The 26953-nt window shown below is 69.1% G+C and carries 23 protein-coding genes and 1 pseudogene; 7 read left to right on the top strand and 17 right to left on the bottom strand.

All coding sequences use genetic code 11. The features are described from left to right. Nucleotides 1-486 precede the first annotated feature (486 nt). Nucleotides 487-1716, bottom strand: coding sequence for a glycosyltransferase (locus ACFV0T_RS18955; protein WP_385780206.1), 1230 nt, complete (start codon nt 1714-1716; stop codon nt 487-489). 384 nt (nt 1717-2100) lie between these two features. Here ACFV0T_RS18955 and ACFV0T_RS18950 point away from each other — a divergent pair, with 384 nt between their 5' ends. Together ACFV0T_RS18950 and ACFV0T_RS18945 are read left to right on the top strand one after the other, a co-directional pair. Next, nucleotides 2101-2715 carry a dihydrofolate reductase family protein gene (locus ACFV0T_RS18950; protein WP_385780024.1) on the top strand — a complete coding sequence of 205 codons (615 nt, stop codon included), beginning with the start codon at nt 2101-2103 and terminating at the stop codon, nt 2713-2715. Between the two features lie 510 nt (nt 2716-3225). After that, complete coding sequence (locus tag ACFV0T_RS18945) at nt 3226-4083, top strand: alpha/beta fold hydrolase (protein WP_385780203.1); 858 nt, start codon at nt 3226-3228, stop codon at nt 4081-4083. A gap of 680 nt (nt 4084-4763) precedes the next feature. Here the strand turns inward: ACFV0T_RS18945 and ACFV0T_RS18940 are convergent. Continuing rightward, nucleotides 4764-6476, bottom strand: coding sequence for an MFS transporter (locus ACFV0T_RS18940; RefSeq protein ID WP_385780021.1), 1713 nt, complete (start codon nt 6474-6476; stop codon nt 4764-4766). Nucleotides 6477-6761: 285 nt separating this feature from the next. Here ACFV0T_RS18940 and ACFV0T_RS18935 point away from each other — a divergent pair, with 285 nt between their 5' ends. Further along, complete coding sequence (locus tag ACFV0T_RS18935; RefSeq protein ID WP_385780019.1) at nt 6762-7574, top strand: TetR/AcrR family transcriptional regulator; 813 nt, start codon at nt 6762-6764, stop codon at nt 7572-7574. 136 nt (nt 7575-7710) lie between these two features. On the opposite strand, the gene ACFV0T_RS18930 is transcribed toward ACFV0T_RS18935, so the two are convergent. Continuing rightward, a complete protein-coding gene (locus ACFV0T_RS18930; protein WP_385780016.1) occupies nt 7711-9213 on the bottom strand; it encodes an MFS transporter in 1503 nt (500 codons plus the stop codon). A 90-nt stretch (nt 9214-9303) separates the two neighbouring features. Between ACFV0T_RS18930 and ACFV0T_RS18925 the strand changes: the two genes are divergently transcribed. After that, nucleotides 9304-9873, top strand: a complete 570-nt coding sequence (locus tag ACFV0T_RS18925; protein WP_385780013.1) for a TetR/AcrR family transcriptional regulator — start codon at nt 9304-9306, stop codon at nt 9871-9873. Nucleotides 9874-10053: 180 nt separating this feature from the next. Here the strand turns inward: ACFV0T_RS18925 and ACFV0T_RS18920 are convergent. Then, nucleotides 10054-10263: pseudogene (locus tag ACFV0T_RS18920) on the bottom strand (ABC transporter permease); the annotation flags it as partial. 378 nt (nt 10264-10641) lie between these two features. Between ACFV0T_RS18920 and ACFV0T_RS18915 the strand changes: the two are divergent. Further along, entirely contained in the window at nt 10642-11814 is a 1173-nt protein-coding gene (locus ACFV0T_RS18915) for a PP2C family protein-serine/threonine phosphatase (RefSeq protein ID WP_385780011.1), read from the top strand. Nucleotides 11815-12085: 271 nt separating this feature from the next. Here ACFV0T_RS18915 and ACFV0T_RS18910 read toward each other — a convergent pair whose 3' ends face one another. Then, nucleotides 12086-12505, bottom strand: coding sequence for a CBS domain-containing protein (locus tag ACFV0T_RS18910; RefSeq protein WP_385780009.1), 420 nt, complete (start codon nt 12503-12505; stop codon nt 12086-12088). A gap of 533 nt (nt 12506-13038) precedes the next feature. Beyond that, entirely contained in the window at nt 13039-13620 is a 582-nt protein-coding gene (locus tag ACFV0T_RS18905) for an SMI1/KNR4 family protein (protein ID WP_385780006.1), read from the bottom strand. Between the two features lie 620 nt (nt 13621-14240). Between ACFV0T_RS18905 and ACFV0T_RS18900 the strand changes: the two genes are divergently transcribed. Beyond that, nucleotides 14241-16130, top strand: coding sequence for a LamG-like jellyroll fold domain-containing protein (locus ACFV0T_RS18900; protein ID WP_385780004.1), 1890 nt, complete (start codon nt 14241-14243; stop codon nt 16128-16130). A 225-nt stretch (nt 16131-16355) separates the two neighbouring features. Here ACFV0T_RS18900 and ACFV0T_RS18895 read toward each other — a convergent pair whose 3' ends face one another. The 4 genes from ACFV0T_RS18895 to ACFV0T_RS18880 all read right to left on the bottom strand — a co-directional run bounded on the left by ACFV0T_RS18895 (nt 16356) and on the right by ACFV0T_RS18880 (nt 19922). Further along, on the bottom strand, nt 16356-16787 hold the full coding sequence (locus tag ACFV0T_RS18895; protein WP_385780201.1) for a hypothetical protein: 432 nt from the start codon (nt 16785-16787) through the stop codon (nt 16356-16358). Between the two features lie 432 nt (nt 16788-17219). Next, nucleotides 17220-17693 carry a VOC family protein gene (locus tag ACFV0T_RS18890; RefSeq protein WP_385780002.1) on the bottom strand — a complete coding sequence of 158 codons (474 nt, stop codon included), beginning with the start codon at nt 17691-17693 and terminating at the stop codon, nt 17220-17222. Nucleotides 17694-18692: 999 nt separating this feature from the next. Further along, nucleotides 18693-19040 carry a carboxymuconolactone decarboxylase family protein gene (locus ACFV0T_RS18885; protein ID WP_385779999.1) on the bottom strand — a complete coding sequence of 116 codons (348 nt, stop codon included), beginning with the start codon at nt 19038-19040 and terminating at the stop codon, nt 18693-18695. Between the two features lie 99 nt (nt 19041-19139). Further along, nucleotides 19140-19922 carry an SDR family NAD(P)-dependent oxidoreductase gene (locus ACFV0T_RS18880; protein ID WP_385779996.1) on the bottom strand — a complete coding sequence of 261 codons (783 nt, stop codon included), beginning with the start codon at nt 19920-19922 and terminating at the stop codon, nt 19140-19142. 414 nt (nt 19923-20336) lie between these two features. Here ACFV0T_RS18880 and ACFV0T_RS18875 point away from each other — a divergent pair, with 414 nt between their 5' ends. Then, nucleotides 20337-21257, top strand: a complete 921-nt coding sequence (locus ACFV0T_RS18875) for a LysR family transcriptional regulator (RefSeq protein WP_385779994.1) — start codon at nt 20337-20339, stop codon at nt 21255-21257. 175 nt (nt 21258-21432) lie between these two features. Here the strand turns inward: ACFV0T_RS18875 and ACFV0T_RS18870 are convergent, their stop codons facing one another. The 7 genes from ACFV0T_RS18870 to ACFV0T_RS18840 all read right to left on the bottom strand — a co-directional run bounded on the left by ACFV0T_RS18870 (nt 21433) and on the right by ACFV0T_RS18840 (nt 26939). Then, entirely contained in the window at nt 21433-22185 is a 753-nt protein-coding gene (locus ACFV0T_RS18870) for a hypothetical protein (protein ID WP_385779990.1), read from the bottom strand. 134 nt (nt 22186-22319) lie between these two features. Next, complete coding sequence (locus ACFV0T_RS18865; RefSeq protein WP_385779986.1) at nt 22320-22775, bottom strand: hypothetical protein; 456 nt, start codon at nt 22773-22775, stop codon at nt 22320-22322. A gap of 331 nt (nt 22776-23106) precedes the next feature. After that, the gene (locus ACFV0T_RS18860) at nt 23107-23811 is read right to left on the bottom strand and encodes a DedA family protein (RefSeq protein ID WP_385779985.1); all 705 of its coding nucleotides are present in this window, start codon (nt 23809-23811) and stop codon (nt 23107-23109) included. A gap of 5 nt (nt 23812-23816) precedes the next feature. After that, nucleotides 23817-24524 (bottom strand): hypothetical protein, encoded by a 708-nt coding sequence (locus ACFV0T_RS18855; RefSeq protein WP_385779982.1) that lies wholly within the window; start codon nt 24522-24524, stop codon nt 23817-23819. A 496-nt stretch (nt 24525-25020) separates the two neighbouring features. Then, nucleotides 25021-25743: an NADPH-dependent F420 reductase gene (locus ACFV0T_RS18850; protein WP_385779979.1), complete on the bottom strand. Its 723-nt coding sequence runs from the start codon at nt 25741-25743 to the stop codon at nt 25021-25023. Nucleotides 25744-25762: 19 nt separating this feature from the next. Continuing rightward, nucleotides 25763-26794, bottom strand: a complete 1032-nt coding sequence (locus ACFV0T_RS18845) for an LLM class flavin-dependent oxidoreductase (protein ID WP_385779976.1) — start codon at nt 26792-26794, stop codon at nt 25763-25765. After that, nucleotides 26787-26939, bottom strand: coding sequence for a hypothetical protein (locus ACFV0T_RS18840; protein ID WP_385779974.1), 153 nt, complete (start codon nt 26937-26939; stop codon nt 26787-26789). The genes ACFV0T_RS18845 and ACFV0T_RS18840 overlap by 8 nt, the downstream gene beginning before the upstream one ends. Between the last annotated feature and the right edge of the window lie 14 nt (nt 26940-26953).

Here is a 26953-nt window from a genome sequence, read left to right as displayed (position 1 = left end):
TGATCTGACGGAGGCGTGATCTGACGGAGGCCGGGCGCGTGAGGATGGGCAGTTGGTCAGGATGGGGAGAAGAGCCTGGGGGTGCCGGGAGCGCCGGCAGCAGCTCCCACAGCGGCCGTTCTCCGGCTACCCAGCATCCCGGGCAACCGGGGGTCGACCAGATGGAGCCGCTGCGAGGGAGCAGGCACGGCCGGACCGGGTGATCGTCCCAACGTGCTTGCCCTGGAATCCCCGTCCACCGGCGCCCCAGCGGACCGGGCGCTTTCACATCCGCCTCCAGATCCCCCTGCCCGGCCGACCTGGACGGCGTCGGCGCAACCGTCCCGGCGCATCAGGTCACTCACGCACCACGAACTCAACCCCCTGGTGCGGGTCCCACTGCGCCGGCCGTCATCGGCGGACCAGGCTGCGGGCGAAGCGGATGAAGCCACTGGAGTGCGGTGCGCCGACGCCGGCGTATCGTCCTGCGCGGCGATCCCGCATGGTTCACGCGCACACCCCCGGCCTCTCCCGGCTGATCGCGTCGAGCAGCAGCTTCGCGGCCACCGTCGCTCCGTCGGCGCGGATCGTGCCGGACACGGCGGTCGCTCGTGCGCGGGTCTCGTCGGTCAGGGCCGTGGTGAGCGCGGCCGACAGGGACTCGAAGGTCGGCGTCGGACCGTCGTGTGCCGCGCCGATGCCCAGCTCGGCCACCCGGCCGGCCCAGTACGGCTGGTCCGCCAGCTGGGGAACCACCACCTGGGGCGCGCCGGCCCGGGTTGCGGTTGTCGTGGTGCCCGCGCCGCCGTGATGCACGACGGCGGCCACCCGGCTGAACAGTGCCTGATGGTTGGCCTCGCCGACGGCGAAGCAGTCGTCCCGGCCGTCGCTCAGGGCGAGGTCCGCCCAGCCGCGCCCTATGACGATGCGGCGCCCCTGCGCGCGCACCGCCTCGACGGCCACCTGACCGACGTCCGTCGAGGCGTGCATCGGCATACTGCCGAAGCCCACGTACACCGGCGGCGCACCTGCGTCCAGGAACGCCACCAGGTCGGCCGGGAGCGGGCGTTCGTCGGGCAAGAGCCAGGCGCCGGTCTGGACGACGGCGAGGTCCGGCGTCTCCTGCCACGGGTCCAGCACCGGATCCGTCGCCAGCCACGGCCGATCGCCGATGACGTAGTCGCGGACGTTGTCCACCGGGGCCATACCGGCCGCCGTCCGGTTGATGTTGAGCGCCTCGCCGAACAGCGCGTCGATGTTCTGGGCGTCCAGGTCCCACAGCGTCCGGTTGTCGGTGACCTCCGGTGGGAGCGGCCGCCCCGGATACGCCAGCGGCCGGCGGTGCGACGCCGGCAGGGTGAGCTGCTGGAAGGTCACGGACACAGACTGGATGCCCAGCATCTCAGCCACCGACAGCGCACCCGCCGCGGCCGGGATCATCCCTGTCGCCACCAGCACGTCGCATCCCCCGGCCGCCTCGGTGAGGGCGACGAACTGCCCCGCGATTACCTCGGCGGCGCGCTGCGGCAGACCCGCCGCCGGCGGGGCCTCCTTCGTCCACGCCCGCGCCGACCGGCTGACGGGCACCAACGGCACGCCCACGCCCTCCAACCGCCGCGCGAAGTCCTCGTCCGGCGGCGCGCACACCCGCACCTCCGCGCCGAGTTCCCGCAGCCGCACCGCGAGCCCCACCAGCGGTTCGACGTCCCCACGTGACCCATACGTCGACAACAACACACGCACGTCGCGATCCCCGTTTCCGTAGGTTCCGGCTTCGGTCGGCGATTCTGCGGCATGCCGGGGGCCTTGCCGCAAGTCCCCCAGTGCGCTATACGTTGAGCACGGCAAGGAGAGGGCAACCTCCTTGCCTTCGCCTTTTTCCAGGCCTTGCACGCACACGTCGCGGCCCCAAGGCGGCCGACAGGGATACCCAGAACGCGGCAGAAGTCGCCCGGGCTGCGGGCACGAGGAACCGAAGTCCCAGACCCGACCCCTCAAATCGCCGTCTCTGGATCGCGCAGCGCCGCACCCACCGCCTCCCCGCAGTGCCAGTCGTTCGCATCCGGCGCACACTTCATGCGTGAGCGATGAGTTCGGGCGGCGGATCGGGTCAGTCCTGGTATGACTCGAATCATCGCTGACATCTCGGTCTCCCTCGACGGCTTCGTGACCGGGCCCGACCCCGGCCCGCACAGCGGTCTGGGCGCCGGCGGCATGGCCCTGCACACCTGGGTGTTCTCCGACGACCCCGACGACCGCCGGATCCTGCGCGAGGCGACCGCCCGTTCGGGCGCAGTCGTCCTCGGACGCCGGCTCTTCGACGTGGTCGACGGGCCGAAGGGCTGGGACGACAGCATCGGTTACGGCGCCGGCGAGGTCGGCAAGCCCGCGTTCGTCGTCGTGACGAGCTCGCCGCCGAAGTCCGTGCGGCTGACCGGCCTCGACTGGACGTTCGTCACCACCGGTCTGTCCGACGCCGTCACCACCGCACGCAAGCGCGCCGAGGCAGCATCGTCGGACAGCGGCAAGAACCTCGACGTCGTCCTCATGGGCGGCGGTGCCTCGATCGGCTCGGCGCTCGAGGCCGGTCTGGTCGACGTGCTGACACTGCACCTCGCGCCTGTCGTACTGGGTTCAGGGACCCCACTGTTCACCGGCACAGCGCCGCGCACGCTGGTGCAGCGGAGCGTGATCTCGACATCGACCGCGACGCACCTGACCTACGACGTCCTCTGACCACGTCGAGGCTCCCATCGAGCAGTCAATGGCGCCCTCGTGGGGCGCCATTGCACAGCCGCGCCCATCGGTGCGCTCCGCGTCCTCGCTGCCGCCCGAACCAGCGATGTGCCGGCATCGGCCCCGTGCCCGACGGTGGTGATCGCTCCAGTGGGCCAGTTGGGCTGCACAGCACATCACGCAACCGAGCGGCCCCTGAGCCCTGAGAAATACCGTTGGCCGGCTTCCGGAGTGATCTCTAGGCTGAGCGTGTGGCCCACGCAAAGACCTCATACGTCTGTTTGCCTTGCCGAGTCGCGTACAAGCAGCCCTACGACCGGGCGAACTGGCCCCGCACCGGCCTCGTTCCACGCCGCAAGCAGGTCATTGCCCCGCCCCCTGGTGGCGGTGGTCCTGAAGGGCAGAACGTTCCTCGCCGAAGCAGCAGCGGCACCGCCTGACCTTCGCGACAGCGAGCCTGCCGGGAAAACCCAGTTGCCCCACCCGAACGCCGCTGACAAGGTCGCGCCCATGCCCACCTTCTCCGCTCATGACGGCACCGAGCTCGCCTACCACGTGTTCGGGGACGGCCTTCCGCTGATCTGCCTCCCCGGAGGCCCGACGGACTCCGCGTACCTCGGCGACCTCGCCGGCCTGTGTGCGCACCGGCAGTTGATCAGGCTGGATCTCCGCGGAACCGGCCAGTCCGCGACACCGCAGGACGCGGCCTCCTACCGCTGCGATCGACTCGTCGAAGACGTCGAAGCCCTGCGCGAGCATCTTGGCCTCGACCAGATGGACCTGCTCGCGCACTGCGCCGGCGCGAATCTGGCCGCGCTCTACGTGAGCCACCATCCGGAAAACGTCAGCAAACTCGCGCTGATCACGCCGAGCGTCAGGGCCGTCGGCCTCACCATCACAGGAGACCTCCGGCTTGAGACAGCACGGCTCCGCCGCGACGAGCCGTGGTTCACGGAAGCGTTCACAGCCCTGGAGGACATCGTGGCGGGCAAGGCCACCGCCGACAGCTGGCAGGCGATCACACCGTTCTCCTACGGCCGTTGGGACAAGGCGGCGCAGGCGCACCAGACTGCCGGGGACGAGCGGATGAACGCGGACGTCGTGGCTGCCTTCGGCGCCGACGGCGCTTTCAGCTCGGACACCACCCGCGGCGCGCTCGCCCAGTTCATGCCGCCGGTCCTCATCTTGGCCGGGGAAGTCGACCTGGGAGCTCCTCCTCGCACCATGGCCGAGTTCGCGGGTCTCTTCCCGAACGCCGAACTGGTCGTCCAGCCCGGCGCCGGACACTACCCATGGCTCGACGATTCCGACCGGTTCGCCGCGACCGTCACAGCGTTCCTGGGACAGACAACCGCGCTGTCGTCGTAGTCCCGGGCGTTGAAGATCGACCTGGGCATACCGTCGCCGTGCACAGGTGCGCGGACCCGGTCGCAGAAGCACGCTGCCGCGCGGTTGGGTTCGGGACGAGACAGACGCAAGCCTCCCCCGGCCGCAGCAGTCACCCCACCCGCCTCCGCGACTCCACCGCACCGCGAGAAACAGAGTGCGTCGACGCCGAGGTGACGCTCGCGTCCCGCGATTTGCGCATTCTGCTCCAGGAGGGGCGGCACCACACGGGGCGAACGCCGCCGCGCCGAGGCCATGGCCCGGGGCGGCGGCGCTGGACATCACGCGGTCAGTACCGGGTGATCGGTGCCCAGCCCTTGATCGCGAACGTGTTGCCGGTGTCTTCGATCTCCAGGGCGCTGTGGCCGCTGAAGTGGGCGGGCAGCACAAGGGCGTGAGTGTCGGCGGCCCAGCCGAGCAGGGGCCGGACCCCAACCGTCGGTCCCCGTCAGCGAAAGCCCTGGCCTGACGAGACCATGCCGCCGGCCGCGCGCAGGGCCGCAGTCCGGTGGCGTTCCCTGGCCGGGCGCCGCCAGGAACTTGCCTTGGATGCCATGGGCAGGGCAGCCGGGGACGGAAGACCAACGGGACGGCCCGGGCGCCCTGTTCAGGTGCGCCCGGGCCGTCACGTTCTCCGGTGCCGCCGGCGGAGGGACGGGGCCTCAGTGCCCGGCGGGCTCCCCAGGGCGGGCGTGGCGCGGCAGGAGGAAGGCGAGCAGGAAGGTCAGGGCGAGCATGCCGTCGACGATCCACAACAGCGTCTTCATGACGGAACCGAAGCCGCCGCGGAAGGCGGACGACGCGGTGTCCTGCAGCACGGCGGGTATCCGGGCGGCCGCCTGAGGCGAGGTCACCGCGGCGCGGGTGTCCTTCTCCAGGCGGGCGCAGGACGCCGGAGTGGCGGCCGGGTCCTTGGCGACGGCGCGGTCCGAGGCGCAGGTGCGCAGGTCCGCCACGATGCGCTGCTGGGCGGCGGGCGCGACATCCGCGGCCGCCAGCCGGCTTCGCAGGTCGTCGGAGCGGTGGTCGACGGCGGTGGCGATGCCGCCGCCGAGCAGGCCGAAGAACACGGTGCCGAGGATGGCCACGCCGAAGGCGCCGCCGAGTTGCTGCACCGCGGTCATGGTGCCGGAGGCCGATCCCGTCTCGTGCTGCTCGACACTGGCGAGCACGATGTCGAAGAAGGGCGCCATGAGCAGGCCCATGCCGATGCCGGTGACGAGCAAGGCGGGCAGGAGCTGCCAGGGGCCGACGCCGTCGCCGACCATGTCGAGGGTCAGCCACACGCCGGCCACGCCGAGCGCCATGACCAGCGCGCCCGCCTGCAGGACGGCCCGTCCGAACCGGGCGACGCCCTGGGCGATCCCGAAGCCCACGATCATGCCGCCGGACCAGGGCACCATCACCAGGCCGGCTTTGAGCGGCGAGTAGCCGAGGCCGATCTGGGTGTAGAGGTTGAAGACCAGCATGAAGCCCTGCATGGTCGAGAAGAAGACCAGGCCGAGTGTCATACCGCCGCTGAAGCCGCGCTTGCGGAAGAGGCTGGGGACGACCAGCGGGTCGCGGCCGGCCTTGCTTCGACGTGATTCGTAGACGGCGAAGGCGACGAAGACGGCCACGGAGGCGGCCATCATCAAGAACGTCCACACGGGCCAGTCGTACTCACGGCCCTGGACCAGCGGGAAGATGATGAGCAGCGCGGCCAGCGAGACCAGGAGCATGCCGGGGATGTCCAGGCGCGGCTTGCTCGCGGACCGGCCTGTGGGCAGGTAGCGCAGCGCGCCGAGGAGGGCCGCGGCACCCAGCGGGAGGTTGATCAGGAAGATCATCCGCCAGCCGGTGCCGAAGCAGTCGGCGTCCACCAGCCAGCCGGCGAGGATCGGCCCGCACACGGCGGACAGTCCCATGACGGGGCCGAACATGCCGAAGGCCTTCTGGGACTCCTTCGGCGGGAACATCTCCTTGATCATGCCGAGGCCCTGCGGCAGCATCACCGCGCCGAACAGTCCCTGGACGACGCGTGAGGCGATCAGCATCTCGGGTGACGCGGACACCGCGCACAGCAGTGAGCCCACCGTGAAGCCGGCGGCTCCCACGAGGAACATCCGGCGGCGCCCGTGGATGTCTCCGAGCCGTCCTCCGGTGACGAGGCCGACGGCCATCGAGAGGGTGTAGGCGGCGGCGAGCCACTGAAGTGTGGAGGCGCCGCCGCCGAGGTCGGCCCGCATGGAGGGACCGGCGACGTTTGTGACGACGGCGTCGAGGAGATCCATCACCTCGGCCGCGAGGATCACGAAGAGCGCAGCCCAGCGCCACCGGTAGGGCGCTGGCGAGTCGGCGGGCGTCTCGGTGGACGCGACACCGGTGGTGGACATCAAAACTCCTCGCGGAACGGCCAAGTCCGCGGTGACGTCCCGCGGGCGCGGCAAAAACGGATGAACGGGCGGGGCCGGTTGTCGGCCGGTAGGACCCCGAGGCGGGCGTCCCGACACTCAGGAGAACGGTGTTCACGTTAACAGAACAGCGCTCACCAGGAGAACAGCGTTCATTAAGATATAGCGTAACTTCGACGTCCGGACAAGATATATCGCGTTCGACCGTCGGGGTGAGCACCGCTCGCCGAGGTGAACACTGTTCTGGCCGATGCCTAGACTGTCCTCATGACCGACGCGGCCGCCGGCACCCCCGCACCCCCTCCGCCGTCCCCGTGGGAACGCGAGCGCCCCGCCCGCACCCGCATCTCCCCCGCACGCACACCGCTGTCACGCGAACGGGTCGTCGAGGCCGCCTTCACCGTGCTGGACCGCCAGGGGCTCGACGGACTGTCGATGCGTCAGGTGGCGGCCGAACTCGGGGTGACGGTCTCCGCCCTCTACGCCCACGTCAGCTCCAAGGACGACCTGCTGGAGCTGATGTACACCCGGCTCTTCGACGGCTTCACGATGCCCGAACCCGACCCTCAGCGGTGGCAGGAGCAGGTACGCGACTACGCCCGCGCCGGACGCCGGCGTCTGCTGGCCCACCGGGACATGGCCAGAATCTCCATGGCCCACGTCCCGTTCACGGCCGAGCTGCTGCCGCACGTCGAGGCGTTGCTCGCCGTGTTCCGCACCGCCGGGCTGCCCGACCGCATCGCGGCGGAGGCCGGCGACCTCATCTCCACCTACATCGACGGGTTCGCCCTGGAGGAGGGCATGTGGCAGGACCGGGCCGCTCAGCACAGCGGCGAGAACTCCTCCCTGGCCCGCCCCGACTGGCGCGAGATGGCCGGCGAGATGCAGAACTACTTCGCCTCTCTGCCCGCCGAGGACTTCCCCCACCTGCGGGCCCTGGCCGGGGTGATGGTGACGGACTCCTCCGACGAGAGGTTCGACATCGGCCTGGAAATCATCCTGCGCGGCCTGGCGAGCTACCTGCCCGACCCGCAGGTCCCCCCGGCACCGGACCGCCACCGCGGCACAGACACCTCCTGACCGACGACACCCGCGCCGCCCCTGCCGATGTTCCTTTCCTTGCCGCTGTTCCCTTCCCCGCCCCTGCCCTTGCCCCTATCTCAGCCCCTGCCACGCACAGGGCGGCCGGCGCCAAGCTGGATCCGCACACCTCGGTCTACTCGTCGATGGCCTCGGCGCCGGGCGCGCCCGCTCGGCCATCCGCGGTGCTCCGTGTGCGCAGGATGGCCCAGCCGACGAGCGCCGCAGCCACCATCGTGAGTACGAGGCCCGAGAACGTGACCGCCTCCTGGAATTCCCCGGTCTGCCGCGTGCTCCAGTTCGATGTGGCGATGCTGCCGGTGAACAGCGCCGCGAGGGTGGTGCCGCTGACGGCGATGCCGACGCCGGAGGTGACCTCGGTGGCAGTGTCGACGAGGGCCGCGCCGATCGTGGTCCGATTCGTCGGCAGACCCCGCAGCACGTTGACGCCGGCGACGACGCCGACCACGCGCATCCCAGCCGCCACGAGCACGAGTGCGGCCACGACCCACACGTACCCGAACCTGCCCAGCAGAGCGTAGACGGCGAGCCCGGACACGACCGCCGAGGCACTGAGCCATGCGGCCCGCTCAAGACCGACCCGTTGTACGAACGGACTGATGACCGCTCCGCCCGCGATGAGAACGACGACCTGCGGCAGCATGCCGATGGCGGCGAGTGCGGGCGACCACCCCCACTCGAGCTGCAGTTGCAGGGTCACCATGTATCCGAGGCCCGCGGTCGCCAGCCCGGACGCGGCCTTGAACGCCAGGCCGCTTGAAACGAGCGGGTGAGCAACGAGTTTGAGATCCAGGAGTGGGTAACGCGCCGAACGCTCGCGGAGGAAGAAGAGCATCGCCGCCACGACCGCCGCGGTCGTGGTCGCCCACGGGGCCCACGATGCGGCGCCCTCGTTCACGAACAGCGTCGGCGCGAGGAGCGCGAGCACGATCGTCGCCGTGGCCAGCACCGCGCCTGCACTGTCCACCGGATCGCGGTGAAGGTCGGCTGTCACGTCCGCGGCGACGCCGGTCCGCACACCGATGATCGCGAACACGGCGATCGGCACGTTCACCAGCAGCAGGACCTGCCATGGCGCGATCGCGAGCACGAAACCACCGGCTGTCGGGCCGATCGCGAGCCCGACCAGACCCACGGTGGTGATGAGGGTCGTCGCACGAACGCGTAGGGCGTCCTCGTCGAACAGCCGGAAGGCCAGCGCCATCGACCCTGGCGTTGTCATCGCGGCCGCGACCCCCATCGCCACCCGGACGGCGATCAGTTGCTCCGCAGTGGTGACGAAAGCGGTCGCCAGGCTCGCCACGCCGAGCAGAACCAGCCCGATGAGCATGATCCGGCGCCGACCGAACCGGTCGGCGATCGCGCCGAACGCCAGCATCAACCCGCCGAACACCACGGCGTATGCGCCCGTCACCCACTGCAAGGCGATCGTCGAAGCGTGCAACTCGCGGCCGATCGAGGGCAACGCGACATTCAGAATCGAGTTGTCCAGCATCTCGAAGAGAAACACTGACGACAGTCCGGCCAAGGCCACCCATGCCTCGCGCAACGACCGGGGCGAGTCGGGCACGAGGGCCGTCGCCGCGGGCGCCGTTGCGGCCCCATTGGGAGTGCTCACGAACACCACCTAAGATACAGTTTCCTATCTTACGACTGGCAGAGTAGGGCGCCGGAATAAGATAGGCAACTCTATCTAAGGGAGATGCGGATGCCCGAGCGACGCCGCGGAGCGGCACTGGAGAAGGCGCTCCTCGATGCCGCCTGGGAAGAACTCACAGACAACGGCTACGCCAGGTTCACCATGGACGCCGTCGTTCAGCGCGCGGGGACCAGCCCTTCCGTCCTGTACCGCCGCTGGTCCGACCGCGACGAACTCGTCCGGGCGGTCATCATGCACATGCTGGAGGAGCGCCGCCTCGACACTCCCGACACGGGAAACCTGCGGGAGGACATCCTCACCCTCATGCGGGAGATCAACGCCACCCGCGTCCAGCTCATCACCGTCATGAACGTGCACCTGGCGAGTTACCACCAGGAGACCGGAACCAGCCCCGGTGACCTGCGCGACCCTCTCGCGACGGGGCGCAAGAAGGCTCTCGACGTGCTCTTCGCCCGCGCCGTCGACCGCGGCGAGATCAAGCCCGAACTCCTCACCGAACGCATCAAGTCCCTCCCCTTCGACCTGCTGCGCCACGAGATCCTCACGACCTTCGCCCCCGTGCCCGACCACGTCCTCGAAGAGATCGTCGACACGGTCTTCCTCCCCCTGGTGCGCTGACCGGCGGCGGCCGACCCCACCGTGCGGTTTGCGCGGCGGCGCCGCCGCCGGCAACCGCACCGGCCGCTTCACCCTCGTCATGTCACCTTCCCGCGCGACCCGGGCAAGTCGACACCGTCGCGGCGAACCCCGACGCGGTGTCGGAGTACGCCGCCCTGAAGCAGGGCACGTTGCTCGCCCCTACTTCGGATCCTGGTTGAACTTCGAGGTCGACCAGCGGTAGCCGAGCACCACCAGGCCGAGGCACCAGGCGAGGGCGATCCATCCGTTGTCGCCGATCTCGGTGCCGAGGAGGAGTCCGCGCAGGGTTTCGATGGCGGGGGTGAAGGGCTGGTACTCGGCGATGGGATGGAACCAGCCCGGCATCGTATCCAAGGGGAATACGGGCGAGATCCGTGACGTCATCATGGCACCACAATGACACCATCGCAAGCCTGATTGGCGCTACGCTCCGGGCCAGCTGCCAGCGGTCATCCTGAACTGCGAATCCTTCCGGGGGCTCCTGAGAGGCCGTGGCGCCACACCCATCCACGCACCTGCGGGCAAGCCCACGTGCTTGCGGTCGCACGGTTTGACTCCAATGGCGCCGCGTGGCATCGAATGACTCGGCAGGGACATTGCATGGCATCACGTGGCACCACCCGGCATCACGTGATGCCATGCGAGCGATGCCGCAAGTGGGCGACCGTCCTCCCCTCGCAGCCCACGGGAATGACGGACAAGCGGCCACGTGTTAGCCGGTGAGGACGAGGAGCACCGGAGCACGACGTGAGCACTCCCATGATCACGGCATCTGTCGCCGAAACCCTGCGAACGTTGCGACGCGCCGCGCCGGAACCCCTGTGGTGGCTCGGACCGCTCCTGTTCATCGTCGCCATTCCGGTAGCCGACGGTTTCCTGCCGCCTGACATCCATCTCGCGCACCTGCTGGTCGTCGCCGTGGCGGTCACCGCCATCGGCGCCGGCCCGCGCGTCACCACGCTGATCGGGGCACTGGCGGTACTCGCCCTGGTCTCCGCCGGAGTGGAGCGACAGACACTGACCACCGAGAGCGTCGTCGTCGAACTATCCGCTCTCCTCGCCGTCTGCGTTTTTTTCGTCCTCTTCACGCGTCTGCGGGACCGGCGCGAGCGGGAACTCCTCCGGGCGCGCTCCGTCTCCGACGCGGCACAGCGCGTCGTCCTGCGGCCGTTGCCGGAGCGGACCGGACCCTTCACGCTCGCCTCGGCGTACTGCAGCGCCGAGGCGGACGGGACCATCGGTGGCGACCTCTACGCCGCCGCCCGGATCCCCGGCTCCACACGGCTGCTCATCGGGGACGTCCGGGGCAAGGGCCTCCCCTCGATCAGCGACACGGCGATCGTGCTGGGCGCCTTCCGCGCCGCCGCACACCGTCAGATACCGCTGCCGGAACTGGTCGCCTACATCGAGGACGCCGTTCGGTGGGGACTCGCGGAGTTCTCAGAGCCGAAGGAGGACGCCGCCGAGCGCTTCGTGACCGCCGCCGTGATGGACATCCCGGACCACGAGCCGGTGGTGCATGTGATCAGTTGCGGGCACCCGCCGCCCCTTCTGCTGCACGGCCCGACAGGCACAGCGACAGCGCTGGCGGTGCCCGAGCCGTCACCTCCGCTGGGCCTCGGCGTACTGCCCCTGTCCAAGGGCGTAGACGGCACACCCAGCGCCTACGCTCCGGCGACTTTCCCCTTCGAGCACGGCGACCGGCTGGTGCTGTACACCGACGGCGTCAGCGAGGCCCGGGACGCGCACGGTGGCTTCTACCCGCTCGCCGAGCGTGCGGCAGCCTGGGCGGATCAGGCACCCGGTCCGCTGGTCGAGAGACTTGCCACCGACGTCCGCACATACGCCGGCGGCCGCCTCGACGACGACATGGCCGTCATCGTCGTGCAGCGGGACCGAATACCAGCAGAGAGCGCCTAAGCGTGGATCGGCACGTGGTGTCCCCAGCCTCCCCTCGATACCGGGCACAACGCGCAGAACTCGTCGGCGACCTCGTCCTGGGCTACAAAGCCTTCGCCGTCGACGTAGACCAGACCCTCGGCACCTGCAACGCCGAGCCTGGCTCCCCCTCCGACCGACGGGAACTCCTCGCCAGTTGTAGCAGCCAGCCCGCCTGACGAGCGGGACACCTGGTCATGCCTGACCGTCCGCACCAGTCGGCACGGGCGGTCCTGTCAGCGGTCTTGCCTGGTCAGGCCTCCGCGTAGATCTTCTCCACGAAGGTCGCCATCTGGTCGTCGGAGAGGTGCGGGGCGAGGTCGGCCTCGCTGATCATGCCCACCAGCTTCTTGTCCCGGATCACGGGCAGCCGGCGGATCTGGTGACTCTGCATCTCGTCCAGCACATCGGTGACATCCGCGCCCGCGTCGATCCAGCGCGGGGTGCCCTGGGCCATGTCACCGCACGTGACCTTCGCGGGATCGTGCCCCTTCGCCACGCAGTTCACGACGATGTCGCGGTCCGTGACGATGCCGCACAGCCGCTCCGCGGAGTCGCTGATCGGCAGGGCGCCCACGTTGAGCTGGGCCATCAGCTGGGCGGCCCGGTCGAGGGTCTCGGTGGCGGGGATCCATTGGGCCCCGGGGTGCATGATGTCTGCGGCGGTGGTCATCGCTTCAACCTCCTGATCGCGCCGTTGCTGCGGGCGCGGGTGCGTCCGCTTCGGCGTCCTCGTATCCATCCTCATTCGCCTGTTCGGAGTACGCGACTCCGCCCCGCGGCACACCGTCGTACGAGTGAGGACGCCTGTCATCTCGGTACGGCCGTGCAGCTGCACGGCGTGGCTCTGCACGGATGCGGCACCCGCGGCCCTTCGTCACGGTCCGCCGCCACCATGGCGGCGGACGGCACAGGCGCCACCACCCCGGCGCCACTACCGGAGGCGGCGGAAGTACAGGAGCTATCAGCACCGGCGGGGCCACCGGGGGCGGCGGAGATGGGGGCGGAGCAGCGCCCGGCGGCGGCTGAGGGGCACAGGCCGACTCGCGGTGTAGCCCCCTGCCGGCTCGGAGGGGGCTCTCTCACCTCACAGATGGCGATGGGGCGAACGAGGAAGTCGGTCCCGCGGCCTCGCGGCTGCCGCCTCGTCACCAGTCCCGTCACTCGTTGATTGTCGCGGGCAACGACATCGGTGGCGAGCACGCTTCAGCGGACCCAGGGGCCGGGAAGCTCCTCACGGATCGCCTCAAGATCGGTAGCTGTACGACCACGGGCGTGGATCCAGGAATGATCCTGGAGGCCGTCTCGGCGCACCAGCCGGCCTGGGGCCGCGTACCAGCGCACGGGTGAGTCGTCCTCACTCGCCCACATCGGATGGTCAGGCAGGGCGACCCGGACGTATCGAGCATCGAGTCTCGGCGTCAGCGTGTCCGGGAGCTCGCAGGCGTCGTAGTGACTGTCCGCCCCGAAGAGCGACTCGCTCAGCACGAGCTCCGCCCATGCCAGGGACATCCGAGCGAGGAAGGGAATCCAGCCTGCGTGGGATTGCACCACCACTGGTGGATCATCCCGCTCGATCTGGGCGAGGGGGATCCCCCAGTAGGCACAATCCTGGTTCTCGCGGCGGAAGACCAGGACGCCGTTGCGGGCGTCATCGACGTAGAGCCCGGTCGGACAGACCAAGGGGTCCTGTTGCCGAGTCAGGTCGTCGCGGCGGCCGAAGAGCGCGTACCCCTCCCGCAAGGCGGGTGGCAGTTCGAAGCCCAGATCGGCTTCCGCGGCTGCCAACTCGTCATCGGAGCAGCCGTCTTCGGGCTGCAGCGGACGGCCCGTCCATCCGTCGGCAAACCATCGTACGAAGTCCCAGGCCTGGGAGCGAGTGCGCACTCCGAGTCGCAGTGCCACCGACACATCAGGACCGTTCATCATGCCGGGGAGGCTACTGCCTACCGGGCGGCGGCGATCGCGCCGACCGAGGTGCGCACCGGGCAAGGCAGGGGCCGGCCGGTGATGGCGTGGAGCAGCCGCACGGCACTCCCGCTGACATCCGTCATCGCGATCACCAGGCGGCCCTGACCGGGTCGTCGTCCTCCGGTCGGCCGCAGCTCGGGACAGCGCGCCCCGATCGGATCCGCAATCGTGTCCCAACTGCACACCTGCACACCTGCCCCCGAACCCTCCCGGACAGGACCGCTCCTGCGGATCCGCGCGGGCGGCAGGACCGCACGGCCGGAAGGCTCGCGCGCGGGACGGCTCGCGTGCCGGACGGCCCGCGCAGGACCGCCCGCCTGACGGCAGCTGTCATTCGTGCGGCTATCTGAAGCCCCTGTTCAGCTGCCTGCCATCGACCGGTCACGACCACTGCGCAGCGTGCCCCTCGAACCACACGTTTCACCTCAGGAGGGCACATGGGCACGTCAAGACACCAGAACGGACTGGACAGACGCGCGTTGCTGCAGGCGGCCGTCGCCATACCGGCGGCCGGCGCGGCGGTGACGGCGGCGTCCACGATCGCGGCGACGCCCGCGCGGGCCGACTCGGCGAACAGCGGCGGCCGGTCGCACTTCGACGAGGAGAGCCCGCGCTTCGCACTCGCGGTCCTCCCCGACACGCAGTACCTCTTCGACGCGGACAGCGCGGACCCCGAGCCGCTGCGCGAGACCTTCCGCTACCTCGCCGCCGAGCGCCACGAGGCGAACATCGCGTTCATGACGCACCTCGGCGACGTGACGGAGCACGGCACGGAGGAGGAGATCGGCCTCGCCGCCGACACCTTCCGCACCATCCACGGCAAGGTGCCCTACAGCGTCCTCGCCGGCAACCACGACATCCGCTCGTCCACCGACGACCAGCGCGGTGACTCCGCCTACCTCGACGCGTTCGGCCCGGACCGCTACGCCTCGATGCCGACCTTCCGAGGCGCGTCGCCCGACGGCTACAACAGCTACCACGTGCTGCGCGCCGCGGGCCGCGAGTGGCTGGTCCTCGCCCTCGACTGGCGTGTGTCGGACAAGGGCCTGTCGTGGGCCCAGGGCGTGCTCGACGCACACCCGACGCTGCCCGCCATCCTCACCACGCACGACATCGCGTGGTCCGACGACGACGGCAAGGCGCAACTGTCGGACAACGGCACGCGTCTGTGGGACGGGCTGATCCGCGGCAACGACCAGATCTTCCTTGCGCTCGGCGGCCACTACTGGCCGCCCGGGCGCACCGTGCTCACCAACGACGCCGACAACGATGTCCACGTCCACATCACCAACTACCAGGACCGCTACTACGGCGGCGCCGGCATGATCCGCATGTACGGCTTCGACGTGGTCCGGAACGTGATCGACGTCCAGACCTTCTCCCCGTGGTTCCTCGCCCGGGACCCGGAGAAGCGCAGCCCGCTGGAGGCGGAGACCATCGAACTGACCGGTCCCGTCGACCGGTTCAGCCTGGACATCGACTTCGGCAAGCGCTTCGCGGGCTTCTCCCCGGTGGTGCCCCCGGCGCCCCGGCCGCCGGCCGCCGTGATGCCGCGCGGCACGGTCGCTTACTGGCGCTTCGACACCTCCGGCACGGTCGCCGCCGGGAAGCCGGGCACGTCCGTCCCCGACGGCGTCGTCGTCCGCGACCTCTCCGGCCACGGCAACGACCTCACCGTGAGCCGCGTCGGCGCCGCCGGCCAGGATGCGCTGACCTGGTCCGCGGACCACCACCCCGGCCAGCCGGCGCACGCCAGCCTGCGCTTCGACGGTGGCAAGAGCCCTGACCACGGTGCGATCCTGACCACCGCCGCCGGGGCAGCGCTCAACAGCGAGAAGTTCACCTCCGGTTACACCATAGAGACGTTCATCCGGCTGCCGGAGCCCTTCGAGGGCGACCACGCCTGGATGGGCATCCTCAGCTGGGAGGGCAGGAACGGCGACGCCGGCAAGACCACCGGCTGGTCCCCGCTGGAGCCCACCTGCAGCCTCAACCTCTCCCCGGAGCGGTTCCTTCAGTTCGTGGTCTACCCGCACAAGCAGGACGCCGACCCCACATCGTGGAGCCACGCCCTGCCCATCGGCCGCTGGACGCACATCGCGGTCGTCAACGACGGCCGCCGCACGGTGGTCTACGTGGACGGCTCGCGCATCGCCCGCAACCCCACGCAGCGGTCGACCGGCATCGCCACACTCGGCAAGCCGTTCGTGATCGGTGCCACCCAGTTCGACGAGCGCTTCGGCCAGGGCTTCTACGGCTGGATCGGCGACACCCGCATCGTGGACCGCGCGCTGCCCGTGCGGGACTTCCTCACGCCCCTCGCGTAACGCGGTGCCGTGTGCCGTGCCGGCCCCGCTCCTCGGGAGGCGGCACGGCACACGATCGGCGACCCGGTATAGCGGACCTCCTACGACAAGAAGGTCACCCAGGACAAGCACCACCCCCAAGCCCTGCGCCGCCTCGCCGGACACGGCCCGACGTCCTCTTCGTGATGCTCAGGGGCGGAACCTTCTGTCGACCCTGGCCCGTTCGGGCCGCCGTCAAGCCCGCACCTAGACAATGGTCAGGAGGTGATCCGTAGGACCGTAGTCGATCTTCCAGTCGGCATAGACCCCGCAGAATCCGTCCTCGGCGCACCGCAGGCCCACGGTCACCCAGCGGACCGATCCGTCGTCGCCGAGCGAGAACGCCACCGCGGCCTCGAACTCCTCGCTCCCGCACGGACAGCCGGCCGCCCCAGGCTCGTCGTCCTCCCAGGACTCCTCGTTCCAGTACTCCTCGCTGTCCGCGACGAACGCACGGCCGCCGCAGCCGGAACACTCCCGTAGCGCGCCGGACGCGTTGACCAACACGTGGAACACGCGGCCACCGCAACCTCCGCAGACGGAAGGAGCGATCTTCACCGGGCGGCCGTCGACCGCGCCCCGCAGGAACACTGCGAGCTCCGCCGGGACACCCTCGCCAACCTGATCCTCGACATGCACGCCGACATCGTTCCAGCTTGGTGCATGTTCTACGGAAGCCAGGAACACCTCTCACGCTCCAGCGTCCTCCTCGCCATGAGACGACGCAGAGCCCCGACGACCGCACCCTGCCACCCAGCCCGCCGGAGCCCCAGTGCTCGGACGAGGTGATGGGCGGTCAGCCTTCCGCCCTTCGTCCCGGCCGCGAGGAGGGCACTCCGGTCCGGCAGTGACACCACGGAGACGTGAGAGTCGGCGAATTGCTGCACGTTCGAGTCGCCGGACAGCGGGTCCCACCCCGTCTCGGCGTCCCAGCAGTAATTGTCCAGGTCCGCCTCCCCGCGGCTCGCGCTGCTCGCCGGTTCCTGGCTGGGGGAACCGGAGGCCGTCAGGGCCGCGGAGGCTGCTGCTTCACCGGATGACCGCGGTTCGACAGGGCAGGCGGGCGTCTGGTTACCGGCCAGGCTGGCGTTCCGTGATCTCCTGAAGCACCCAGCCGTTGCCGTCCGGGTCGTTGAAGGTGACGTAGGAGGCATAGGAGGTGCGGTCGGGATGCGGGCCGTCAATCCGCTCCTGGCCTGCGCCGTGGAAGACGGCATCTCCGGCTTCGTGGCCGTGGTGGAGAAGCCCGCCGGCGTCGTGGAATACCTCGCTCACCTCGATGCCGCGGCCGACGAGCTCCGCGCGGGCCGCTTCGATGTCGGAGACGATGAGGTACAGGCCCTGGACCGAGCCGGGGGCGGCGGAGGTCGTCCCCTTGCCGAAGATGATCGAACACTGCGACCCGGGCGGAGTGAGGTGCACCAATCGATAGTCGTCGCTGAACGTGTTGTCGACGTCCAGGCGAAATCCCACTGCCTCGTAGAAATTCTTGGCTCGATCCGCATCGGAGACGGGCAGCACGATGACTTCGAGTTTCAGATCCATTCGCTCATTCACCTTCATTCGGGTTCTGCAACACGAACCACCCCGGTTGAGCATGTGGCGGTACGGCACTCGATTCGCTTGATTCGTCACCAAAACAGTAGGTGACGGTGATCTCTGCGTCGATTTGCCACGCCCGAAGCGGAGTTGAAGGTGGCGAAGGTTCAACCGCCGCTGACATCCCCGCTATAACTTGAGGTGGCCGAGCTGCGCTGCGAAGCCGTTGCTCTATCGATCATGTTCAGCATCAGCCCGAATGCGGCGGATCGGGTTATGCGACTTTGCCTTCTTACCGCGACCGAAGATCACCCATGGCAGGAACTGCGGCGTATCGCTCAGGCACGACCGGCAGCACGCTCCGCTTCGTAGCAGAGTCCGCACGTCAGTCGTCTGGCTTCGGGCACCGAGCTGGAGGAATCGGTGGACGCGGCAAGCGGGTCGCTAGTGACATGCGCATGCCTACCGCAGATTCCGGCCCCGCATCGAGCGCAAACCGCTGCAGCAATGGGCGGGCTTGACGGGACGGTCGAAGCACGGCTCTCAAGAACGCAGTCAAAGCAGTGCATGGCGACTTGCCTTCCTGGGTTACGAGACCTTGCGGTCCCCGTCATTTTAGACGCAACTCCTCTCGCGCGCGCCCCAGCTCCCAGCCTTGGGATGGCACGGATTGTCGTCCTAGTGGAAGACTCGACGGCAGGCCATTTGAAGAAAGTCACCGAAGAGGTTCCGGGGCGCTCGGCAAGCCCTCAGGTCTCTCCCAAGGCGCTTCTTTTGATCATGGACACATCCCTGCCCCGCCCTGCACTCTCCCTGGTGACGGGCCGCCTCGAAGGGCTCATCGACCCGGGCGCCCACGCTGCCGGAGTGGGAGGTGCCGTATGAATTGCCGCCCACCCCGTACACCACCGGATCGATGAACCCGACGAGACGATGGCCGAGCCCCAGTGGTGGAGCGTGTTGTAGAGAGCGAGCAGCGTCGACTCATTACGAGGTCGGGCAGGGCTACTGGGTGTCGCTCTTCTCAGCTTGGTCGAAGAATTTCATGGCCATGAAGCCGTGCGCGTAGCTACCGCCTGCGCGCAGTGCCGCGGCAGTCATGACGGTCTCCGCCAGTTCCTGTTGGGTTGCGCCTGCGGAGTGCGCCGCCTTGGTGTGCGCCTCGATGCAGTACGCGCACTGGGTGGTCAGTGCCACGGCCACAGCCATGAGTTCGGTGTACTTGGGCGGGATGACGTTGCCGCTGCCGCGCAGGACCTGTGCGTCCCAAGCCATGAATGCCTTGAAGGCCTCGGGGGCACCGGCGCGGATCTGCTTGGCGTACTGGTGGTCGGTGTGCTCGTGGTAGGGCACGATGCGCTCCTGTGGTGTCGACTGAGGGGTGGCGGGACGTGGTGGCGTCCCGCAGTCGGCTGGATATGTGCAGAAAGCAAGAAGGGGCCTGACGGCCCGTCAGATGCGTCCGGCCCTGACGCCGCCGTCGACGTCCCAGATGGCGCCGGTGATCCAGTCGGCCTGCTCGGACAGGAGAAAGGCCACGGTGGGAGCGACGTCGTCGGGGGTTCCGATCCGGCCGAGAGGGTGGAGGTCGTTGAACGCCTCGAGCGCGGAGTCGATGTCGTCCTTGGGGATGAAGGCCTCGTAGATGGGGGTGCGGACCACTGCAGGAGCCACGGCGTTGACCCGGATGCCGTGCGGTGCCAGTTCCAGGGCCAGGTGCTGGGTGAGAGAGTGCACGCCGGCCTTGGCCACCGAGTACGCCGAGGACGGTGTCGCGGCCATGGCCTGATGCACCAGCATGCCGCCGATGTTGACGATGGCTCCCTTGTTGCCGCGGGCGATCATGTTGCGAGCGACGGTCTGGGTCAGGAGAAAGAAGGCTCGGGTGATGGCCTGGTACCGGTCGTAGTCCTCCGCGGTGTGGTCCAGGAAGGACTTGGGCTCGAAGATCCCGGCGGCGTTGACGAGGAGGGTGGCGTCGGCGTGCTGCTCGGTCAGGTCATCGCGCAGGCGTTCCACGGCCGCGGGGTCGAGCAGGTCGGCGGCCAGGCCGAAGACCTCTTCGGATCCGGCCAGGTCGGCCACCGCCTCGGCGACGCTGGCCTGGGATCGGCCGATGACGACGGCGCGGCCGCCACCCTGAAGGACACGGCGGGCGCTGGCCAGCCCGATACCGCTGGTACCGCCGACGACGATGACCTTCTGCCCGGTGAAGTCGAGAGTGTTGCTGGACATGCGTGTGTGCTCCTTGGTTCCGTACAGGGTCGAGGAAGCCGTACGGCCTCTCGTGTGGTTGTGTCCGGGTAATGGCGATGCTCGGATGTGGACCACGCGCATTGGTGGAGCGCGAGCGCCCGTCCTGAGTGCCCGGGACGTGTTCCTTTCCTTCAATTCGCGAGCAGCGCGCCGAAGGCGGCCGAGCCACTTCGCATTGCAAGGAACTCTGTGGGCCAGACATCGGAATAATTGAGATGAGTGTGGACTGGGACCGCTTGTCGGCGGGTCGGGGCGACGGCCCGGGGCCGCGGTCTTGCCGGTTCCCGGATATCCAGGAACGCCTCTGACTGTAGGGCCCTCCACACGGCGCCGGTAGAGGATCAAGGCGAATGTGGGTATAACGGGTGGCTATGGCGCGCAGAGGAGGGAATCGTGAACATCGAGATGTTGCGCTACGCCCAGGCCGTCTCCCGGACCAAGTCCTTCAGTGCCGCCGCGCGGGCCTACGGGGTGACGCAGCCGGCCCTGTCGAATGGCGTCGCCCGACTGGAGGGGGAACTCGGCGTCAAACTCTTCGACCGCTCGCCGCGCGGGGTCAAGCCCACCGCACATGGCGCACAGATCCTGCCACTGATCGAGCATGTCCTCGACGGCCTCGACGCGCTTGGCGCCGAGGCCCAGCGGCTGGCCCGACCTGTCACCGAAGCGATCCGCATGGGTGTGTCGCCCCTGATCGGGGCCGATCTCGTCGCCGAGGCGTTCCAGGCCGCCCGTACGCTGGAGCGTCCCCGCGACCTGGTCCTGCGGGAGGCTGACCTCGAGCCCCTGAGCAGCGACCTTCAGTCAGGCCGCCTGGACATCGTCCTCGTCCCCGCCGTGGCCGGCCTGCCCACGTTCCGGCACCGCGTCATCGCCCGCGAACCCGTGGTCGTGATCGACCCCTCAGCCTCCGGGAACGACAGCCCGGTCGAGCTCAAGGCCGCATCGGACGCCGCCTACATCCTCGGGCCCAGCACCTGCGGACTGACCACGTTCACCACTGAACTCTTCCACAGCCACGACCTGGCGCTGCGCACCTACCCGGGCGAAGCCGCCAGCTTCCGGGCGGTGGACGAGTGGGCGGCGATAGGCCTGGGCGCAGCGCTCCTGCCCCAATCCAAGATCACGCACGAACACACCAGCTGCCGCCCCCTCCTCCAGGCCGGGGCACCCGTCGAGATCGCCTACGAGGCCGTCTGGGACTGCGACACCCCTCTCGGAGCCGACCTGGAGGAATTGGTCGCGGCGCTCATCGTGGCCGGTGAGTCCCCACGGGCCGGGCGCGACACGGCACCCCGAAAAGCCGAGGACTAGGGCGTGTTTCGAAAGTCCCGTCCGGCCCGCGACGCCTGGCACGGCGTTTCTCGCACGTGCATCGACCGCTTGAAGATTGGCGCGGCATCGCCACTCGCTGTGAAAAGGCGGCGAACATCCACCTGGCCGGAATCCACGTCTCCGGCATCTTTCCTTGGTCTGCCATGCCGACGCCTCAGGAGCAGGAACGAACCGCATCGTCCCAGGCGCCGGGGCTGCGGTAGTGGTTCCTGTGCCCCACGGCGAGCACATGGCGCAGTTCCGCAAGGTGCTGGGTGTTCCTGGGGAGTTCCAACCGGTCGAGGAGGGTCAGTGCGACGGCCGGTTCCAGGTCGCCGTAGAAGTCATGGAAGCTCGCGAGGAAGCCCTTGAAGAGGGCCGCATGGAGGGCGGGGAGGCGCATGGCGGTGCGGTATGTCGGCTCCTTCACGGGCCAGCGCACCGGGCCCGAACCCTCCAGAACCCGACGTGCTCGGCGCAGCTGGGCTGCCGATCCACTTGCCACCACTTGGTCGATGTCCTCACCGAGCACTTCGGCGAAGGCTGTCGCGGAAGTGGACTGGTCCTCGAACCAGTCCACCCACAGCGAATAGGTGACGGCCTCGACGTCTCTGTCCGCTTCCAATCGCTGACGGTAGCCGTCCCACAGCATGTCGGCCGGCAGAGGACCCTTCGTTCCTTGGTTCGCGAACCGGATCTCGCACGTGACCCAGTAGTCGTCGAGGAGGTCCAGCAGACCGAAAGCCAGCCGCAACTGGTCCTCTGCATCCAGGTCTTCGGCGAACACGTCGCCTGCCCAGGAATGCGCCACTTGATCGGCTGTGAGCAGCACGTCCGGCTCCTCGTCGCTCACCCACCCGTCGCGCACCTGGCTGACGCCCTGATCAGCCAGCCAACGTCGTGCCGCCTCCACGGCTTGCATCTCCATTCGGGGAAGTATGACAAGCCTCATGAGATCCGAACGAAAGGGCCTAGCCGAGGTCAGGGCCGCCGGCCTCCGTCGGTGTTGGCTTGGCGTTGGCCGGGATCGTACGCCCAGAGGGTGTCTGGCCGGGTGTCACCTCATGCCGCGCGAGCTTGTCCGTCCACCGTGAAGTGGTCGGAGCCGGCGTCCTCGGCGATCGGCTCGGGCGGTTTCTGCCCCTGAGCGCTCCATGCGTTCGGTGTTTCCTCGTACCGAGGGAAAGTCTCGACCGGTACGAGCTCAACGGCGATGCAGCGCTGCCACGCGGAGCCCGTGCCTTCGTCCCGAGCGTGCGGTTGTGCGAGTTCGTCGCTACGGCTGGGGAGGTCCTCGGCCGGCTGAATGAGGGAGCTGAGAGCGGTTCCGCGGTGACGGCCGTGCTCCTCAGCGGTTTCGCTTCCGACCGGGCAGCGATCGTCCTCGGCGCGCAGGCCCCGATGCCGGCCGGTGCCGGGGCCGGGGAGGAAATCCGCCGACGAGGAGTGGTCGGTCTGAATGTCGGTGATGGAGGTAGCCATGACTTCCTTTCCCAGGGTGGGATATTCGCTGCTCATGAGTGGGTGTCGGACGGTCGTGAGGTGGTGCGAGAAGTGCGACACCAGCGAGGGGGGCCGGTCCGTCGGCTGTCCCCCGGCCTTGGTCGCAGGTGATGCGTGGCCGCCGCCGTTCGGCAGCGGGAGTCTCCCGCTCAGGTAACTGCCGTCGCAGGAGAGGAGGATGACCAGGGTGATGGCGGTGGCCTCGACACAGTCCGGGCAGCATGGGCGGCCCGGCCACGGCCGCGCGGGCCAAGGGCGCGGCCTTGGCGCCGGTGAGGTTCGGGTCCTCGGCGTCAGGGGCGTCCAGCGGTGCGACCGCCGGTTCGAGATCGTCGGTTGACATGGCTCACTGCTCCTGTGAATGCGTGAAAGCGTGCACCGGCAGCATGGGTTCGGAGGCCCGCGTGGCCTCGCCGGACGCCACGGCCCTGGACGGGGTCGGCGCGACGAGGCGGTGTCCGCGCCGTCTCCGGAACCTTGCGACGCCGTAGGCCGCCACGGTCAGGGTGGCGAGTACGGCGATGCCTATCGACCCGGCCGAATGCAGGAACTCGATGGCGGCGGCCCCGGCGAAATAGCCGAGCAGCACATTGCCGATGCCCCAGACCAGTGATGCCGCGGTGCTGTGGACGAGGAACCGGCGGTACGGCATGCCCGACACGCCGGCGACGTAGGGAAGGAAGGTCCGCACGACGCCGATGAACCGGCCGGTGAACACCGCCGCGCCACCGTGACGCTCCAGGAAGGCCTGGGCCCGTCCGTGGGAGTGATGGCGGCCGGCCCCGCGTGAGCGCCGTCTGCCGGCATGACGCGCGCACCGACGGCCAAGCGCGTAGCCGAGGTTGTCGCCGGTGATCCCTCCGATCACGACGGCGACGGCGAGGATCAGGACGTTGAGGTCGCCTCGGCCCGCGATGGCGGATGTGAGAAGGATGACGGTCTCCCCGGGGACCAGCAGCCCGATGAAGGCGCTGGTCTCACTGGCTGTCGCGGCGAACACGACAGCGTAGGACCACCATCCGGCGGCCTCGATGAATCCATCGATGTACAAGGTCGTCAGCCCGTCTTCCGCAGCGGTACGGAGCCGGTGGCCGGCCGTTGCCGCGTCGCCCCGTCACGACGCAGGAACGGCACGACCCGGCTTTCGGGGTCCCAAGCGTCGGCATCAGGCCCACGACCGCGTCTCCGGGGCCGCTGGACACGTCCTGCGACGTAATACGCGACGAGGGGCACACCCGCGGCCCAGAGCGCGGCGTGCATGTGGTGGCCGGCGGTCAGCACGGACGTAGCCACCCCGGACAGAGCCACCACCATCACGGCGATGCGCGCCCGCACGGCCGTGAGGTCGGCGGCCAATGCCAGTCCCATCAGCAGGTACCAACCCGCGAGGGCTCCAGGCAACGCCACGTAGTCACGGACGACAGACCCCTCTTGCGTCGGCAGCCCGCGCACGGACAGGGATTTGCCGACGACGAGACCGGCCGTGATGGACAGCAGCAACGCAATGGCCGTGCGAGCGTAGGCCGCGGGTCGCCGGTGGGCCAGCCAGAGCAGGGTCGGCGCCATCAGCAAGGGGGCGATGGCGTGGATCTGCGTGAAGGCGCTCGCCGTCTCCAGCAGGCCGAGGTGGTCTCGATCGCCGGGGATGAGCGCGATGAGGGCCGCGTGGAGGAGGGCCAGCGCCGCCGCACCCGTGCCTGCGTGGCGCAACGTCCGGTTCACGGCGTTCGACCGCGTGCGCGGGGCACGCAGGGTGGACTTCACCGGTTCCGCCCGAGCTCAACGGGGGTGCGGTGGTCGCCGGTTCGGACGAGGTCGGCGCATCGGCTGAAGCGCTGCGGCACAGGCGGCGCCAGGAGTCGCCCGACGCCCGTCCCCGCCGACGTGCCGCTGAGGAGCTGCGTGGGTGTACCTGGGCGGCGGAAGGACGGTCCGGTTCTGTGTGTGCGATCCGCCTGGCCGGCCGAGTGGTGCGCTGCGAAGGCGGTGTCCGTCGCGGTCACGGTGCCAGTTCCCATGGGGAACACCTCGATAAGGGTTGTTGACGAGTGAACTATCTGGTTGACGGATGGACGGTAAACGGCTGCGCGCGGCGCCGGTAGAGGATCACGAGTAATGCGGGTATAAGGGGCGCCTATGGATCGGAAGCGACAGCCGTGAACTTCGGCGGCGGTCCGGCGCGGTGATGCGTCGGCGGACTGAGTTGCCCTGTCCACCGTTCGGGCAGCCGTATGCCGACACGCCAGGGCAGGGTGGTCGGTCAGGCTGCCCGGTCGCTCGACGCCGAGGCGGCGGTCCTCGCACTGATCACGGCCCGTCCCCGCTCCGATTCCGGGAAGCGGCTGAGCATCGCGCGCAGTTCCCCGGCGTCGACGTCGGCACCGAACGGCTCGGTGCCCGGTTCGAGCCGTACTCCTTCAGCGAGGGGGCCTGCCGTGACGGGGTCGAAGCCGACGGCGTCGACGAGGCGCGCGACGGTGGCGAGGGCGTCCGGGTCGTCACCGGCGATGGCGATCGCCTTGCGTCCCGGCGTCCCCGCGAGCTGGGCCGTGTCCTCGAGATCGTGGTATCCCATGTGGTTGAACGCCTTGATCACACGCGCTCCGGTCAAGTACGCCTGCACGATCTCGCTCGAGGAGGTGAGCGGGTCGGTGAGGTCCTCACGGATGCCGTCGACCTCCCACCAGTAGTTCATCGCGTCGATGACGAGCTTGCCCCGCAGCGCTTCGGCGGGAATGCTGCGGTACTTGCCGAGCGGGAGCGCCAGGATGACGGCATCCGCTTCGGTGGCGGCCGCCGCCGTGACCGGCACGGCGCCGGGGGCGAGGACTTCAACGGTGAGTGCGATCTTTGCGGGGTCGCCCGATCCGGCGATGAGCACGCGACACCCGGCCGCCAGGGCCAGACGTGCCAGCACGGTGCCGACCTTCCCCGCACCCAGGATGCCGACCGTGCGCACGGGGGCGGCGGTGGGGATGTCCACTTCTTCTCCGTTCATTGCGTCAGCCCGCCAGGATGTCGCGGACCATCGGGAGCACCTTGGTGCCGTACAGCTCGACGGCGCGCAGGCGGGCGCTGATCGGCTGCGCTCCCGTCGTGTAGATGAGGTCGAACCGGCCGACGTCGAGTGCCTTGATGGCGCGGGCCATCTTGCGGGCTACCGTCTCGGGAGAGCCGATGTAGAGGGAGCCGTGCTCGATCTCGGCGTCGTACTCCTCCTTGCGGATCGGCGGCCAGCCCCGCAGCGCGCCGATCCGGTCACGGATGACCCGGTAGTGCGGCCAGTGCAGCTCCCGGGCCGCCTCGTCCGTGTCGGCGATGAAGCCCGGCGAGTGCATCCCGACCGGGTGAGCGGTCGTACCGAACTTTTCGGTGGCTCGCTGGTAGAGGTCGATGTAGGGCGCGAACCGTTCCGGGGTGCCGCCGATGATGGCGATCATGAGCGGGAACCCGTAGGTCGCGGTACGGATGACCGACTGGGGTGAACCGCCGACTCCGACCCACGTGCTCAGGTGCCCGGACTCGGTCTTGGGGAAGACGTCGGCGCTGTCGAGCGGAGCCCGCTTGGTGCCGCTCCAGGTGACGGGCTTCTCCTCCAGCAGCTTGGCGAAGAGCTCGATCTTCTCCTCGAACAGCACGTCGTAGTCGCTCAGGTCGTATCCGAAGAGGGGGAACGACTCGGTGAAGGAGCCGCGCCCGAGGATGACCTCGGCCCGGCCGTTCGAGAGTGCGTCCACGGTGGAGAAGCGCTGGAAGACGCGGACCGGATCGTCGGAGCTCAGCACGGTCACACCGGAGGACAGACGGATGCGGTGGGTACGGGTGGCGATACCGGCAAGAACGGTCTCCGGAGTCGAGATCGCGAACTCCGGGCGGTGGTGTTCACCGAGGGCGAGGACGTCGACGCCGGTCTCCTCCGCGAGAACTGCCTCGTCGACAACCTGCCGGATGGCTCGCGCGTCGGACACCGGGTTGCCGGAGTCGTCCTCCGGCACATCGCCGAACGTGTCCAGACCGAAGACGAGGTCAGACATGGGCGGGCTCCTTCGTGAGCAGTTGCTTCACCCGCGGGGCGACTTCGCGGCCCAGCAGCTCGATCGTGCGGGCCCGGGCTTCGCGGGGCAGGTTCATGACGTCGTACTTGAGGTCGAAACGGCTCAGGTGCAGGTCCCGGGCCATCGTGGCGATCTTGC

This window comes from Streptomyces sp. NPDC059582 (assembly GCF_042735715.1).
In the GTDB taxonomy this organism is placed as follows: domain Bacteria; phylum Actinomycetota; class Actinomycetes; order Streptomycetales; family Streptomycetaceae; genus Streptomyces.
This window is presented reverse-complemented; position numbering and strand designations above follow the sequence as displayed.